Source organism: Nocardioides marmoraquaticus, from assembly GCF_054777915.1.
Genome location: NZ_BAAHAA010000014.1, coordinates 36,312 through 50,287, shown reverse-complemented (window position 1 = coordinate 50,287; position 13,976 = coordinate 36,312). Strand labels below are relative to the sequence as shown.

The 13,976-nt window shown below is 70.6% G+C and carries 13 protein-coding genes and 1 pseudogene; 7 read left to right on the top strand and 7 right to left on the bottom strand.

All coding sequences use genetic code 11. The annotated features are described in order from the left end of the window. Window positions 1-20: 20 nt before the first annotated feature. Entirely contained in the window at window positions 21-638 is a 618-nt protein-coding gene (locus tag ACYU8I_RS11875) for a DJ-1/PfpI family protein (RefSeq protein WP_460840976.1), read from the top strand. Window positions 639-715: 77 nt separating this feature from the next. Next, window positions 716-1,540, top strand: coding sequence for an MBL fold metallo-hydrolase (locus tag ACYU8I_RS11870; protein ID WP_460840974.1), 825 nt, complete (start codon window positions 716-718; stop codon window positions 1,538-1,540). On the opposite strand, the gene ACYU8I_RS11865 is transcribed toward ACYU8I_RS11870, so the two are convergent. Then, a complete protein-coding gene (locus ACYU8I_RS11865; protein WP_460840972.1) occupies window positions 1,516-1,995 on the bottom strand; it encodes a phage tail protein in 480 nt (159 codons plus the stop codon). The two genes, ACYU8I_RS11870 and ACYU8I_RS11865, sit on opposite strands and share 25 nt — an antisense overlap. 125 nt (window positions 1,996-2,120) lie before the next feature. Here ACYU8I_RS11865 and ACYU8I_RS11860 point away from each other — a divergent pair, with 125 nt between their 5' ends. Both ACYU8I_RS11860 and ACYU8I_RS11855 read left to right on the top strand, forming a co-directional pair. Continuing rightward, entirely contained in the window at window positions 2,121-2,528 is a 408-nt protein-coding gene (locus ACYU8I_RS11860; RefSeq protein WP_460840969.1) for a YciI family protein, read from the top strand. 4 nt (window positions 2,529-2,532) lie between these two features. Next, window positions 2,533-3,660, top strand: coding sequence for an RNA polymerase sigma factor (locus ACYU8I_RS11855; RefSeq protein ID WP_460840966.1), 1,128 nt, complete (start codon window positions 2,533-2,535; stop codon window positions 3,658-3,660). 195 nt (window positions 3,661-3,855) lie between these two features. Here the strand turns inward: ACYU8I_RS11855 and ACYU8I_RS11850 are convergent. After that, window positions 3,856-3,957 (bottom strand): annotated as a pseudogene (locus ACYU8I_RS11850) (hypothetical protein); the annotation flags it as partial. 188 nt (window positions 3,958-4,145) lie between these two features. On the opposite strand from ACYU8I_RS11850, the gene ACYU8I_RS11845 reads away from it, so the two are divergent. Then, window positions 4,146-5,999: an ATP-dependent nuclease gene (locus ACYU8I_RS11845; protein WP_460840963.1), complete on the top strand. Its 1,854-nt coding sequence runs from the start codon at window positions 4,146-4,148 to the stop codon at window positions 5,997-5,999. Between the two features lie 26 nt (window positions 6,000-6,025). On the opposite strand, the gene lepA is transcribed toward ACYU8I_RS11845, so the two are convergent. Further along, on the bottom strand, window positions 6,026-7,897 hold the full coding sequence (gene lepA, locus ACYU8I_RS11840; RefSeq protein ID WP_460840961.1) for a translation elongation factor 4: 1,872 nt from the start codon (window positions 7,895-7,897) through the stop codon (window positions 6,026-6,028). Window positions 7,898-8,054: 157 nt separating this feature from the next. Between lepA and ACYU8I_RS11835 the strand changes: the two genes are divergently transcribed. Next, window positions 8,055-8,540 carry a hypothetical protein gene (locus tag ACYU8I_RS11835; protein WP_460840959.1) on the top strand — a complete coding sequence of 162 codons (486 nt, stop codon included), beginning with the start codon at window positions 8,055-8,057 and terminating at the stop codon, window positions 8,538-8,540. A 181-nt stretch (window positions 8,541-8,721) separates the two neighbouring features. Here the strand turns inward: ACYU8I_RS11835 and ACYU8I_RS11830 are convergent, their stop codons facing one another. The 3 genes from ACYU8I_RS11830 to ACYU8I_RS11820 are packed head-to-tail and all read right to left on the bottom strand — an operon-like array spanning window position 8,722 to window position 13,008. Next, window positions 8,722-10,686 carry a S9 family peptidase gene (locus tag ACYU8I_RS11830; RefSeq protein ID WP_460840957.1) on the bottom strand — a complete coding sequence of 655 codons (1,965 nt, stop codon included), beginning with the start codon at window positions 10,684-10,686 and terminating at the stop codon, window positions 8,722-8,724. Between the two features lie 32 nt (window positions 10,687-10,718). Further along, window positions 10,719-12,440: a thiamine pyrophosphate-dependent enzyme gene (locus ACYU8I_RS11825; protein WP_460840955.1), complete on the bottom strand. Its 1,722-nt coding sequence runs from the start codon at window positions 12,438-12,440 to the stop codon at window positions 10,719-10,721. Window positions 12,441-12,483: 43 nt separating this feature from the next. Next, window positions 12,484-13,008, bottom strand: coding sequence for a GNAT family N-acetyltransferase (locus ACYU8I_RS11820; RefSeq protein WP_460840953.1), 525 nt, complete (start codon window positions 13,006-13,008; stop codon window positions 12,484-12,486). 141 nt (window positions 13,009-13,149) lie between these two features. Here ACYU8I_RS11820 and rpsT point away from each other — a divergent pair, with 141 nt between their 5' ends. Then, a complete protein-coding gene (gene rpsT / locus ACYU8I_RS11815; protein WP_460840951.1) occupies window positions 13,150-13,410 on the top strand; it encodes a 30S ribosomal protein S20 in 261 nt (86 codons plus the stop codon). 58 nt (window positions 13,411-13,468) lie between these two features. On the opposite strand, the gene ACYU8I_RS11810 is transcribed toward rpsT, so the two are convergent. Further along, window positions 13,469-13,975, bottom strand: a complete 507-nt coding sequence (locus tag ACYU8I_RS11810; RefSeq protein WP_460840949.1) for a putative immunity protein — start codon at window positions 13,973-13,975, stop codon at window positions 13,469-13,471. Between the last annotated feature and the right edge of the window lies 1 nt (window position 13,976).

Below are 13,976 nucleotides of genomic sequence, written 5' to 3'. Positions count from 1 at the left end.
CACCGATCCGGGAGGACCCCGTGCACATCGCCATCCTGACCTTCGACGGCTACAACGAGCTCGACTCCCTGATCGCGCTCGGCGTGCTCAACCGCGTCCGCACCGAGGGCTGGCGGGTCACGCTCGCCACCCCCGCCCCGACCGTGACGTCGATGAACGGCGTCGTGGTCCACCAGATGTCGACGCTCGAGGAGGCGGTCGCCGCCGACGCCGTCATCGTCGGCAGCGGCATCGCCACCCGCGAGGTCGTCGAGGACCCCGCGATCATGCGCGTGCTCGGCGGCCTCGACCCCTCGCGCCAGCTCGTCGCCGGCCAGTGCTCCGGCGCCCTGGTCCTCGCCCGTCTCGGCCTGCTCAGCGGCGTACCGGCCTGCACCGACCTCATCACCAAGCCGTGGGTCGTCGCGGCAGGGGTGGACGTGCTCGACCAGCCGTTCTTCGCCCGCGGCAACGTCGCCACCGCCGGCGGGTGCCTCGCGTCGCCGTACCTCGCCGCCTGGATCATCGACCGCCTCGTCGGCCGTGGTGCCGCCACCGACGCGCTGCACTACGTCGCGCCGGTCGGCGAGAAGCAGTCGTACGTCGACCGCGCCCTCGCCGCGGTCACGCCGTACCTGCCCACCGAGGCGCTGACCTGAGACGATGAGTCCGGTCGCTCCCGCTGGTCTGCCCCGTGTCGCCCACCGTGTCGTCCATCCGCGCCCGAGGAGCTGCCGTGCTGACCGAGATCGCCGACGGGGTGCTCGTGCACCAGAGCGCCGTCCTGCGCAACAACACGGTGGTCGTGGTCGGCGGTGACGGTTTCCTGGTCGTGGACGCGGGGGTCACCGCGGGCGAGATGACCTGCCTGGCCGACGACCTGCGCGAACGCGGACTGTCGGTCGCCGCGGGCTTCTCGACCCACCCCGACTGGGACCACGTGCTGTGGCACCCCGCGCTCGGGCACGCCCCACGCTTCGGAACTCCGCGCTGCGCCAAGGTGCTGCGCGAGGCCCGGTCACGCCCCGACTGGCAGGAGCGCGAGGCGGAGGGGCTGCCCGAGGAGGTCGCCGACGACGTGCCGCTCGACCTCTTCGGCCTCGTCGACCCGCTCCCCGCCCGCGCGACCCACGTGCCGTGGGACGGACCCGCCGTACGCGTCGTCGAGCACCCGGCGCACTCCCCCGGCCACGCCGCGCTCGTCGTCGAGGAGAGCCGGGTGCTCGTCGCCGGCGACATGCTGTCGGACGTGTTCGTGCCGATGCTCGACACCGCCTCGGCCGACCCCGCCGGGGAGTACGCCTCTGGGCTCGCCGTGCTGAACTTCGCCGCGCAGGACGTCGACCTCGCCGTGCCCGGCCACGGGTCGGTGGCCCACGGCGGCGACGTCGCGCTGCGGATGGACCGCGACCGCGCCTACCTGCACGCTTTCGAGCGCGGCACGTCTCCCGACGACCCCCGGCTCACCTCGCCCGTGCTCGGCTGGGAGTGGGTGCGCGGCATCCACGAGCACCAGGTCGCGGTGCTCGGTGAGCGTCAGGCGAGCCGCGGCGGCTCGTAGTCGCCCTTGATGACGAAGAAGCTCCCGCGGATCGTCCCGGCCAGCTTGGACTTCTGCCGGGCGAACTTGAACCGGCCCTCCAGCTCGTCGGGCACGTCCATGCCGTCGGATAGCTTGAACCCGACCGCCCGCTTGCCGCCCTCGGCGAGCGTCCACAGCACGTTGATCGCGAGCCCGGACTCGTGGAAGACATGGGTCCAGCGGATGCCGTCGACCTCGCACGTCGTGACCTCGAGCGGCGGCGACGCGATCGCCAGGTCGCGCTCGGCGAGGATGCGGGCGACGTACTCAGCGATGTCGGGCCGCTCGCTGGCCGGCTCGGTGACGGAGACGTGGTCGTACTTGTTCTTGAAGTAGCGCGCCTCGTTGGCCCGCAGCCCCGCCAGCGCCTCGGCGTGCGGCGACGACTCGAGGCCCTCGGTCGAGACGTGGACGAAGTCGACGGTGTGCGACACGACTGCTCCTGGGTGCGACGAGAAAGTTCGAGAGATTCTGCGTCAGGATGTCGAGGACGGTCCACCGGCTCCGTCCCCGGGGTGAGAGGCGGCCGGACGGGCCGCCGTACACCGAGGAGATGACGATGCCGAAGTACCTGATGCTCAAGCACTACCGCGGCGCCCCCGCCCCCACCAACGACGTCTCGATGGACCGGTGGACGCCCGACGAGGTCGACGCGCACATGCAGTTCATGAAGGACTTCGCCGACCGGCTGACCGAGTCCGGCGAGTTCGTCGACGCGCAGGGGCTCGCGCAGGAGGGCTCGTGGGTGCGGTACGACGGGGAGGGCAGGCCGCCCGTCACCGACGGACCGTTCGCGGAGACCAAGGACCTCGTCGCCGGCTGGATGATGATCGACGTCGACAGCCACGAGCGCGCCGTCGAGCTGGCCGGCGAGCTCTCGGCCGCGCCGGCCGCGGGCGGCGAGCCGCTCGGCGAGTGGATCGAGCTGCGGCAGGTCATGGGCGTGCCGGGCAGCATCGAGGACTGACCGCGTGGACGAGTCGCTGCTGCGGACGCTCGTTCCCAGCGTGATCGGCGTCCTCGTCCGCCGCGGAGCCGACTTCGCGGCGGCCGAGGACGCTGTTCAGGAGGCACTCGTCGAGGCCGTCCGCACCTGGGCCGACGACCCGCCGCGCGACCCGAAGGGCTGGCTGGTCACCGTCGCATGGCGCCGGTTCCTCGACGCGACCCGGTCGGAGGGTGCGCGCCGCCGTCGCGAGGACCTGGTCGACGACGAGCCACCCGCCGGACCGGTGTCGTCGTACGACGACGAGCTGTCGCTGTACTTCCTCTGCGCCCACCCCTCGCTGACCCCATCGTCCGCCGTCGCCCTCACGCTGCGCGCGCTCGGCGGCCTCACGACCAAGCAGATCGCCGAGGCCTACCTCGTGCCGGAGGCGACCATGGCGCAGCGCATCAGCCGCGCGAAGCGCTCGGTGGCCGACTCCCGCCTCGACCAGCCGGGTGACGTCGCCACGGTCCTGCGGGTGCTCTACCTGGTCTTCAACGAGGGCTACTCCGGCGACGTCGACCTCGCCGCCGAAGCGATCCGCCTGACTCGCCAGCTCGCGGCCCTGGTCGACCACCCCGAGGTCGCCGGACTGCTGTGCCTGATGCTCCTGCACCACGCTCGCCGACCGGCTCGTACGACGCCCGACGGTCGCCTGGTGCCGCTCGCCGAGCAGGACCGCTCGCTCTGGGACACCGCCACCATCGCCGACGCCATCGACCTGCTCCAGGTCACGCTGGCTCGTGACCAGCTCGGCGAGTACCAGGCACAAGCCGCCATCGCCGCCCTCCACGCTGACGCCCCGAGCGTCGAAGAGACGGACTGGCCGCAGGTCGTCGAGTGGTACGACGAGCTGGTCCGGCTCACCGACAACCGCGTCGCCCGCCTCAACCGTGCCGTCGCAGTCGGCGAGGCGCACAGGCCGCAGGCTGGCCTCGACGCACTCGCCCAGCTCGATCCGTCACTGCCCCGCCACACCGCCGCCCGCGCCCACCTCCACGAGCGCGCCGGCGACCTGACCGAGGCCGCCCGCCTGTTTGCCGCTGCGGCTGACCTCGCGACGAGCCAGGCCGAACGCGAGCACCTCCTGCGGAAGGCCGCACGCTCCTAGCCGTTCGTCGAGGAGGTTGTGCGCGGAACTCGTCGGCAGTATCAGCCGACGCGCTCGGAGTGTTCCCACGCGCCCTGGGGGTTGCCGTAGCGCGCGGCGATGTAGGCCAGCCCCCAGGTGATCTGGGTATCCGAATTTTGTGTGCCAGTCAGGAGCGACATCGGCCATCTTCTCGCCCGGCAAAGACTGCGGGATGCCGTAGGCGCCAGAGGACGGGTTCCCAGCCAGGTGGTTCCAACCCGACTCGCGCTGCCGCGGCGCGTCGAGGTACTGCTGCTGGTCGGCCGCCGAGCTCATGCAGGCCTCCACAAGCGCCGTGTAGGACGTGCGACGTTGCCACCTCTGCACGCAGGGATGGCGTTCCAGTCACTGCCGGTCAAGACCTCGCGACTAGTCCGGCCTTCTAGCCGAAAAGCCACCAGCCACTCCTCTACCGGTGTAGGCACATGGGGTTGGTTAGGCCTCGGCTGTGAAAGGCTTCAGGAGTGCCACCCCGACAACCGAACGCCGCCGGACGGACTTCGGCCACCGCGCATCTAGAGCGGATCCGAGTTGAGAATCTCCGAGGGTTCAAGAACGTGGCGCTCGATACCGATCAGAGGGCCCGATTTCTCGTCGGGCCGAACAACGCAGGGAAGACATCGCTGCTCCGCATCCTCGACTGGACCATCAACGCTGCAGACGAGGCACTACTCGGCGGGGCCCGCGAACTCACCGACGCCGAAGCTCAACTGTTGCTCCCAGCTGCCGAGACAGCGGGCCGTGCGCGTCGCGTTACTCTCGATATCCGGATCAGCGATCTAAGGATTGCCCGCGGTTTCCGAGCGCAGGCGGGGCTGGCCCAGTTGCGCTTGAAAGTTGCACAGCGTCGTGTGACGGCGCACCTCGGCCCTCCACGTCGCGGTGAGCAGGCTGCTTCAGATCCACGGGCACTCGATCTCATTCGGCTTCTCCGTGCGAGCGAAGACTGGCTTTACATTCCAAACGTTCGCGACACGTCGGCAGGCACTTTTCGCCAACAACTGCGTTCACTTGTCTTGGAGCGGCTGCAATCCTCGATGTTGCCCGCCGCGCAAGGGCGACCCGCCGATCGCGTCCGCCGCGTCCGCGAGGCTCTCGACTCTCTTAGGGAACGCGCCGAACAAGAACTTGTCGATGTCGTCGAAGGATTTAGCGACGAGTCGCGCCATCTCTTCAAGAAGGCCGAGCTCAAACTCCACTTTGAGCACAACGATGCACTTGGTTGGCTTGCGGACGCGGTTGCGCTGCGGCTCACTACCGGTGCGCACGACGACCTCATGGTGCCTGTTGAGGAGGTGGGATCAGGACTGCAATCACTTCTTGTTATTGGGCTGCTAAAAGGCGTGCGTGTCACCTCAAGGCGCGTGCGGCTCCTCCTGGAGGAGCCCGAGACGTTCCTGCATCCCTCCGCGCAGCGCGAACTGGCTAGGAGCCTCCTCGACAACGACGCGCTCTGGTTCATCGCCTCAACTCACAGCGCGGCCATGATCGACGAGGCTACGGTCTCCGACGTGGCCATCTTGCGGGATCACCGCATCTACAGTGCCGCGCGCGTCGACGGCGTCGATGAACGGCAATCGGCCTACATGAGCGGCAGAGGGGCCGAGGCGCTCTTCGCTAGAAGTGTTCTCCTTGTCGAAGGAGCTGGGGACGTCGCGGCATTCGAGGAAATTCGTCGCCGACTCGCGAGCAACCCGGTTCTCCGGCCAGCGTGTAGCCAGATGGCGGTCATTGCCGTCGGCGGGAAGACAGCCTTCACCCCGTGGGTTCGCCTCCTTCGAGGATTCGTGGACCAAGAACGCAGAGCTGCGATTCGTTGGTTAGTGTGCGCGGACGGCGACGCCTCGCAGCAGGTCATCAAGTGCTTGAACCAGGCTGGGATGGAGGTACCTGAGACCGTTCGTGACGTGCGCGCGGCCGTCGATGACAGTTACAAATCGAAGGACCAATTGACGCACCCCGTCGCTGTAACTGAATTCAACGCCAGGAGCCGGACGGCTGGGCTCGGCATCCATCTACTGCCTTTTGACCTCGAGTACGCGCTGGCCGGCTCGCAATCGAACGAGCGCGCGAAATTGGTCGGGGAGGTCATTGGAGCCGTCGCTACTAGCGGCGAGGAGCTCGCATATCTCTTGGGCTCAAAGTGTCGCGAAGAGTCTCGGCGCGGCGCTAGCAAGTCCGACGTCACTCGACGCGAACTCGCCCGACAAGCAAGTTGGGCAGATCTTGATCCAGCTTTTCAAGCCGCCGTTCAGCGCTGGCTGCAAGGTACGTACGTCACAGACGACTCCGTCCCGGACCTTGAGAACAGCCTGTAATTAGCGGACTATGAAATAGGGCTACCCTACTTCTTTGACTTCTCCGCAGGCTGAGTCGTGGACAGCGCAGCCACGAAAGCCTCTTGGGGGACCTCGACGCGGCCGACCATCTTCATCCGCTTCTTGCCTTCCTTCTGCTTCTCGAGCAGCTTTCGCTTGCGGGAGATGTCGCCGCCGTAGCACTTGGCGAGGACGTCCTTGCGGATGGCGCGGATGGTCTCGCGGGCGATGACGCGGGCGCCGATGGCGGCCTGGATGGGCACCTCGAACTGCTGGCGCGGGATGAGCTCGCGCAGCTTGCCGGCGAGCATGACGCCGTACGAGTAGGCGGAGTCGCGGTGGACGATCGCGCTGAAGGCGTCGACGGGCTCGCCCTGGAGCAGGATGTCGACCTTGACGAGGTCGGCGGCCTGGTCGTCGATGGGTTCGTAGTCGAGGGAGGCGTAGCCCTTGGTCTTCGACTTCAGCTGGTCGAAGAAGTCGAAGACGATCTCGGCGAGCGGCAGCGTGTAGCGCATCTCGACACGGTCCTCGGACAGGTAGTCCATGCCCTGGAGGTTGCCGCGCTTGCTCTGGCAGAGCTCCATGATGACGCCGATGAAGTCGCTCGGCGCCAGGATGGTCGCCTTGACGACGGGCTCGCGGACCTCGGCGATCTTGCCCTCGGGATACTCGCTGGGGTTGGTCACGTGGTGCACGCGACCGTCCTCCATCGTCACCTCGTAGACCACGCTCGGCGCGGTCGAGATCAGCTCGAGGCCGAACTCGCGCTCGAGACGGTCGCGGGTGATCTCCATGTGGAGCAGGCCGAGGAAGCCGCAGCGGAAGCCGAAGCCGAGCGCGCCGGAGGTCTCCGGCTCGTACGCCAGCGACGCGTCGTTGAGCTGCAGCTTGTCGAGGGCGTCGCGCAGCGTCGGGTAGCCGTCGCCGTCGATCGGGAAGAGGCCGGCGAAGACCATCGGGTTGGGGTGCTTGTAGCCGCCCAGCGGCTCGGTCGCGCCCTTGTGCTGCGAGGTGACGGTGTCGCCGACGCGGCTCTGGCGCACGTCCTTCACGCCGGTGATGAGGTAGCCGACCTCGCCGACGCCGATGTGGTCGGCCTTGACCGGCTCGGGGCTGATGACCCCCACCTCGAGCATCTCGTGCACGGCGCCGGTCGACATCATCTGGATGCGGTCGCGGTGCGACAGCTTGCCGTCGACCACGCGGACGTACGTCACGACGCCGCGGTAGATGTCGTAGACCGAGTCGAAGATCAGTGCACGCGGCGGGGCGTCGGGGTCGCCCTTCGGCGGCGGGGTCTGCTTGACGATCTCGTTGAGGACCTTCTCGACGCCGATGCCGGTCTTGGCGCTCACGCGCAGCACGTCGTCGGGGTAGCAGCCGATGATGCCGGCGATCTCGGCGGCGTACTTGTCGGGGTTGGCGCTCGGCAGGTCGATCTTGTTGAGCACCGGGATGACGTGCAGGTCGGCGCCGAGCGCGAGGTAGAGGTTGGCCAGCGTCTGCGCCTCGATGCCCTGCGCCGCGTCGACCAGCAGGATCGCGGCCTCGCACGCCTCGAGCGAGCGCGACACCTCGTAGGTGAAGTCGACGTGGCCCGGGGTGTCGATCATGTTGAGGACGTAGGTGCCGGGCTCGGCACCCTCCTCGTTGTCGGCCGGCACCGTCCACGGCATCCGCACGGCCTGGCTCTTGATGGTGATGCCGCGCTCGCGCTCGATGTCCATGCGGTCGAGGTACTGCGCGCGGGCAGCGCGCTCGTCGACGACCCCCGTCAGCTGCAGCATCCGGTCGGCCAGCGTCGACTTGCCGTGGTCGATGTGGGCGATGATGCAGAAGTTGCGGATGATCGCGGGGTCGGTCGACCCGACGGCGGGCGCAGCGGCGGCGGTCACGGAGGGTGTCGTTGCTTCCTGGCTGGAGACGTGCGGACTACGCCCTCATCCTCCCATGCGGGCCCCACTCCCCCGACCGCTGCACCTCGATGCAGCGCAGGTCCGTGCAGCCGCCGAGCGGTTCCGCGTCGTACGCCGCACTGCCTACGGTCGGCGCATGCGTCCGACCCGGGTCATCGCCGCTTCGGTCGCGGCCGGCGCAGTGGCGTTGCTGCCCACTGCGCCGGCGGCGGCTGTCACCAAGCTCAGCGACGCCCAGGCCGCCTCGCAGCTCTCGGCCGCCGGCATCAGCCGGGTCTCGACCGGCGGCTGCACCGACCGCAGCGTCGGCACCTGCACGTCGTACGAGCAGATCAACGACACGACCGTGCAGGGGATCATCACCTACCAGCGCGCCTCCGGCTGCGCCGTCACCATCACCGGCGGCACCGAGGTCGGGCACGCGGGCGGGCCGTACAGCCACTACAACGGCTACAAGGTCGACATCCGCCCGACGACCTGCGTCGACAACCACATCACCGGCACCTACCGCTACGACCGCACCCGGTCGGACGGCGCGCGGGTGTACGTCGCCGCCTCGGGCAACGAGTACGCCCGCGAGGGCAGCCACTGGGACATCACCTACTACTCGTGCGGGTGCTGAGGTAGCAGGCACGTCACCGGGTCTCGCGGCCCTCGCCCAGGGCTCGGGCACCTCGACCCCCCCAGGGTGGTCGAGGTGGTCTCGACAGGCTCGACCCACGATCAGACGGCTCGACCGACGATGAGACGGCTCGACCGCCCTTCGTGGCTCGCTCCGCTCGCACCTCAGGGAGCGGGGTGGGTCAGACGGGGAGGTGCGTCGTCCACCAGCGGAGGATGTGGTCGAAGCGCTGGCGGCGGTGGCGGGGGCGGCCGGAGCGGGAGAGCTCGTGGCCCTCGCCGGGGAAGAGCAGCAGCTCGGCCTCCACACCGCGCAGCTTGAGCTCGGTGAACCAGCGCTGGCCCTGCTCGACGGGGCAGCGCCAGTCCTCCTCGGAGTGGATGACGAGTGTCGGGGTGGTGACGCGGTCGACGTGGGTCATCGGCGACTGGGCCACGATGCCGTCGCGGTCGCCGGAGTACTCCCCGGGGAAGAACCAGCCGATGTCGCTGCTGCCAACGAACGAGTGCCCGTCGAGGTAGCCGCGCTCCACGATCGCCGCGGCGAAGCGGTCGGTGCGGGTGGTCAGCGTGGCGGTCATGTAGCCGCCGTACGACCCGCCCATCACGCCCACCCGATCGGAGTCGAGCGGCAGCGAGTCGTCGGCCAGCACGCCGTCGAGGAACGTCAGCACGTCGTCGGCGTCGACCGAGCCCATCGCGCCGCGGATGACGCGGCCGTGGTGCGCGCCGTACCCCGACGAGCCGCGCGGGTTGCACATCACGACGGCGTAGCCGGCGCCGGCGTAGACCTGCGCCTCGTCGAAGACGGCCACGTCGTACTGGCTGTAGGGGCCGCCGTGGATGTTGAGCAGCACCGGGTGCGGGCCGTCGAACCGGCCGGGGTCGGGCAGCACGACCCAGCCTTGCACCTCGTAGCCGTCGGAGCCGTGGACGACCCGCGTCTCCAGGGGTCGTACGCCGCTCTCCGACAGGCCGGCGGAGACCTTGGTCAGCCACCTCGGCGACTGGTCGGTGACCACTGCGAGGTCCGCGCGTCGCACCGGGGTGGCCGCCGCGACGACCACCGTCTCCCCAGCGACGGCGTGCCCGGCGACGACGACCTCGCCCGGCAACAGCACCTCCGGAGCCGAGCCGTCCAGCGGCACTGACAGCAGCCGCACCGTGCCCCGGTGCAGCTCGCGCACCACGACCCGGTCGCCGGCGACGACGAGGTCGGCGGCGGACCCGATGTCGAGGTCGTGCTCCTCGTCGGTCAGCAGCTCGACGGAGCCGCCGTCGGCCACGCCGAGGCGTGTGGGCCGGCCGACGAAGTCGGTGCCCTCCCCCACCTCGCGGGCGCCGACCACGAGCCGGCCGTCGGGCAGGAACGCGACCGGCCCCAGGTCGAGGTGCGGCTCGTCGAGCACGGTCTCGACCGACCCGCCGTCGACCGAGGCCCGGGAGACACCGACCCGCAGGTCGAACTCGCGGGTGTCGTGGCGGGCGGAGACGAAGAGCAGCGAGCGGCCGTCGGGGCTCCACACGGGGTCGGTGTCGTCCTGGTCGCCGTCGGTCAGCTGGGTCGGCTCGGCCCGCTTGGGCGCGACGACCCCCGGTGCCACATCACGAGGCACCGCGACCACGAAGACGTGCCGGCGGCGGTCGCGGGTGTAGCCGAGGTCGTCGGTGCGGTAGCGGAACGTCGTGACGAGCCGGGCGTGCTCGGCACTCGGCTCGGGGCTGCGGCCCTCGTCGTCCTCGGTGCCGTAGCGGCCCGCCTCGGCGACCCGGGCGGCGTACGCGAGCCGGGTGCCGTCGGGGCTCCACGCCGGCGCGCCCGCACCCAGCGGGTGGGCGTCGGCGTCCGTCACCGCGACCGGCTCGCCGCCTCGCAGCGGCGTCACGTGCAGCTGCGGCGCCTTGCCCTCGCCCGCCCGCAGGAAGACGACGCGGGTGCCGTCGGGGCTGACGGCCGGCGCGGAGTCGCGCTCCCCCGCCGTGAGCCGCCAGGGGGCGGACCCGTCGGTCGGCACCGCCCACAGCCCGCCGACGTACGCGTCGGAGGCGAGGTCGGGGCGGGTGACGGTGGTGACCGCCACGGCGCCGTCCGGCGTGAGGGACGGGCGGCCGCAGGCGGAGAGCAGGTCGAGGTCGTCGGGACGCATCAGGCCAACCTAGGACGAGCCGGGTGGCGGACTCACTCCGGACTCGTGACGAACTCCTTGGTCTTGGCGATCGCGAACCCGCTGACCTGGCTCAGTGACGGCTTCGGCGGCACCGCCACCTCGTCGGGGTTGGTCAGCACGTCGACCAGCGCCGGGCCGTCGTGCGCGAAGGCCTCGCGGACCGCGTCGTCGACGTCGCCGGGCGACTCGACTCGCACGCCGTGCATGCCCATCGCGCGGGCCACCGCGGCGAAGTCGGGGTTGTGCAGCACCGTGCCGAACTCCGGCAGCCCCACCTGCTCCATCTCGAGCTTGACCATGCCGAGCCGGCCGTTGTCGAAGACGACGAGCTTGACCGGCAGGTCGTGCGAGACCGCGGTGATCAGGTCGCCCAGCAGCATGCTCAGCCCACCGTCGCCGCACAGCGCGACCACCTGCCGGCTGCGGTCGAGCGCCGCAGCGCCGAGCGCCTGCGGCATGGCGTTGGCCATCGACCCGAGGTTGTAGGAGCCGAGCTGGCGCCGCCCGCCGGTCATCCGCACGAACCGCGACAGCCACACCACCGCCATCCCCGTGTCGACGGTGAAGACCGCGTCGTCGGCGGCGTGCCGCTCGATCGCCGCCGCGACGACCTCCGGGCGCACCCGGGCGTCGGGGTTGTCGACCTTGCGCCGCAGCAGGCCGCGGGCCTTGCGGTCGTACGACGGGTCGGCGAGGTGCGACTGCAGCGTGCGCCAGGTGTCGTACACCTTGCGCGCGGCCTTGAGGTGGGCCCCGCTGGCGTGCTCGTGCAGCTGCGGCAGCAGCGCGCGCAGGGTGAGGGCGGTGTCGCCGACCAGCGCGTGGTCGACCGGCGTACGCCGCCCCACGTGCGCACCGCGGTCGTCGAGCTGCACCACGGTCTTGCCGTCGGGCAGGAAGTCGCGGTAGGGGAAGTCGGTGCCGACGAGCACGAGGGTGTCGCAGGCCGCGAACGCCTCGGCCGTCGCCGGGTTGCCGATCAGCCCCGACTGGCCGATCTCGTAGGGGTTGTCCTCGTCGTAGTCGTCCTTGGCCTTGAGGCTGAGGACCATCGGCGCGTTCAGTCGCTCGGCCAACGCCATCACCTCGGGCCGGGCGTGGCGGGCGCCGTGGCCGACGAGCAGGGTGACGCGCTTGGCGGAGTCGAGCACCCCGGCCACCTCGGCGACGTCGCGCGGGTCGGCCGCGACCGGCGGGGTGGGGCGCACGAACCGCGGCACCCGGTCGTGCTCGACCTCGAGCGAGCCGACGTCGCCGGGCACCGAGATCACGGCCACGCCCCGCTGCGACAGCGCGGCGTTGACCGCCTCCTCGAGCACGTGCGGCAGCTGCGAGCCGCAGGTCAGCGTGGTGCGGTAGACCGCGACGTCGGCGAAGACCGCGTCGTTGTCGACCTCCTGGAAGAAGTCGGTGCCGAGGTCCTCCTGCGGCACCTGACCGCAGATCGCGAGCACCGGCGTACGGCTCTTCTTGGCGTCGTAGAGGCCGTTGAGCAGGTGCAGCGAGCCCGGCCCGACGGTGCCCATGCAGACCGCGAGGTCGTCGGTCAGCTGCGACTGGGCCGACGCGGCGAAGGCGCCGACCTCCTCGTGGCGCACCCCGATCCACTCCAGCCGCTCCTCGCGGCGGATGGCGTCGGTGAAGGGGTTGAGCGCGTCACCCACGACGCCCCACACGGTGCGCACCCCGTGCTCGGCGACGGCGGTGACGATCAGGTCGGCGACGGTGGTCACGGGTGCTCCTGGGGTTCGTGGCGGTGGCGCGTGCCCCTGTCGTCTACCCAGTCGGCACCCAGTACCTCAGCTTCGCGCCACGCCGGTCCTCCAGCACGCCCCCGTTGCGCTCGATGGTGCGCCGCGAGCCGACGTTGTCGTCGTCGCAGGTCACCAGCAGCGGCCCGAGGCCCCGCTGCGCCGCCTCCCGTCGTACGGCGCCCAGCATGGCGGTCGCGTGGCCCTGCCGCCGGGCGCTCGGCCGCACGTCGTAGCCGACGTGGCCACCGACCTCGCGCAGGTGGTCGGTCAGGTCGTGGCGGAGGTCGATGCGCCCGAGCACGGCTGCCTCGTCGACCCACCACCACGTCGTGTGGGTGACGAAGCCGGGCTCGGCCCGCTCGCTCTGGTGGCGCACCTGGGCGACGTACGCCGCGAAGCCCTCGGGCACCTCCCAGGCCCCGGTCCACTCCGCGATGTCCTGCCCGATCATCGACCGGTCGCCGGTCCGGCCCTCGTCGGCCAGCTCCGCGGCGAACCCGAGGAACGACGCCTGGAAGCGTGGGTGCGGCAGCGCGAGGTGGACCATCGCCCCATGGTGCGCCCCGCCGCGCGGATTAGGGCCGTCGGCGACGTCGCTGGTATCTTTGGTGGCTGTGTGTCCGGCCCTCTCCCGGACCCCTCCATCTTTTCTTTTGACCAGTTCTCAGCGACCGGAAGAGCGAGCCACGTGGCCAACATCAAGTCCCAGATCAAGCGCAACAAGCAGAACCTCGTCGCGCACGAGCGCAACAAGTCGGTGAAGTCGGGTCTCAAGACCGCCATCCGCAAGTTCCGCGAGGCCGCGGCCGCCGGCGACGCCGACAAGGCCAAGGCCTTCGCCGCCGACGCGAACAAGAAGCTCGACAAGGCCGCGAGCAAGGGCGTCATCCACAAGAACCAGGCTGCGAACCGCAAGTCCTCGATCTCCAAGCAGGCCGCCTCGCTCTGAGGCCCCGCTGCTGCACGCGCGGCGTCGATCCCCTCGGGGGTCGACGCCGTTCGTCGTCTCAGGGGTCGCCGAAGACGCCCCAGCAGATCGTGTCGCGCCGCGCCTGGTCCTCCAGCACGAGGCTCCGGACCGCCGCCGGCAACAGGTGGCGCTGCGCGTCACGCTCGGCCCGGCCCGCCTCGGCGCCGCGGTCGGCGGCCACCGCCTTGATCGCGTACGCCGCCGCGCCGAGGTCGTGCTCGGCGACGTGGCCGACGCAGGCGGCCTGCCCGGCGGCGTACGCCGCGAACCTCGCCGCCCCGCTCAGCGGACGCGCCGCCCCCATGGCGTGACCGCCGGCCGCTCTCGCCGCCATCATCGCCAGGTCGCCGGCCGCCCAGGCACGAGCCGCCTCGACCGCCTCGCGCGGACGCAGGTCGTCGGGCCGCTCGACGGCGAACAGCGGCAGCACCCGCTCCGCGCAGTCGGCCGCCCACCACGCCAGCAGCCGGTGGTCGTCGTCGCTGAGCGTGCCGCCGCGGCGGATCGTCACCAGCCGCAGGTCGCGGACCTCCGGGAGGATCACC

Excerpts from the sequence above, each read along its gene's own strand:
- ACYU8I_RS11835 (WP_460840959.1), top strand. The coding sequence starts at position 8,055 with ATGCGTCCGACCCGGGTCATCGCCGCTTCGGTCGCGGCCGGCGCAGTG.
- ACYU8I_RS11860 (WP_460840969.1), top strand. The coding sequence starts at position 2,121 with ATGCCGAAGTACCTGATGCTCAAGCACTACCGCGGCGCCCCCGCCCCC.
- ACYU8I_RS11830 (WP_460840957.1), bottom strand. The coding sequence starts at position 10,686 with ATGCGTCCCGACGACCTCGACCTGCTCTCCGCCTGCGGCCGCCCGTCC.
- ACYU8I_RS11820 (WP_460840953.1), bottom strand. The coding sequence starts at position 13,008 with ATGGTCCACCTCGCGCTGCCGCACCCACGCTTCCAGGCGTCGTTCCTC.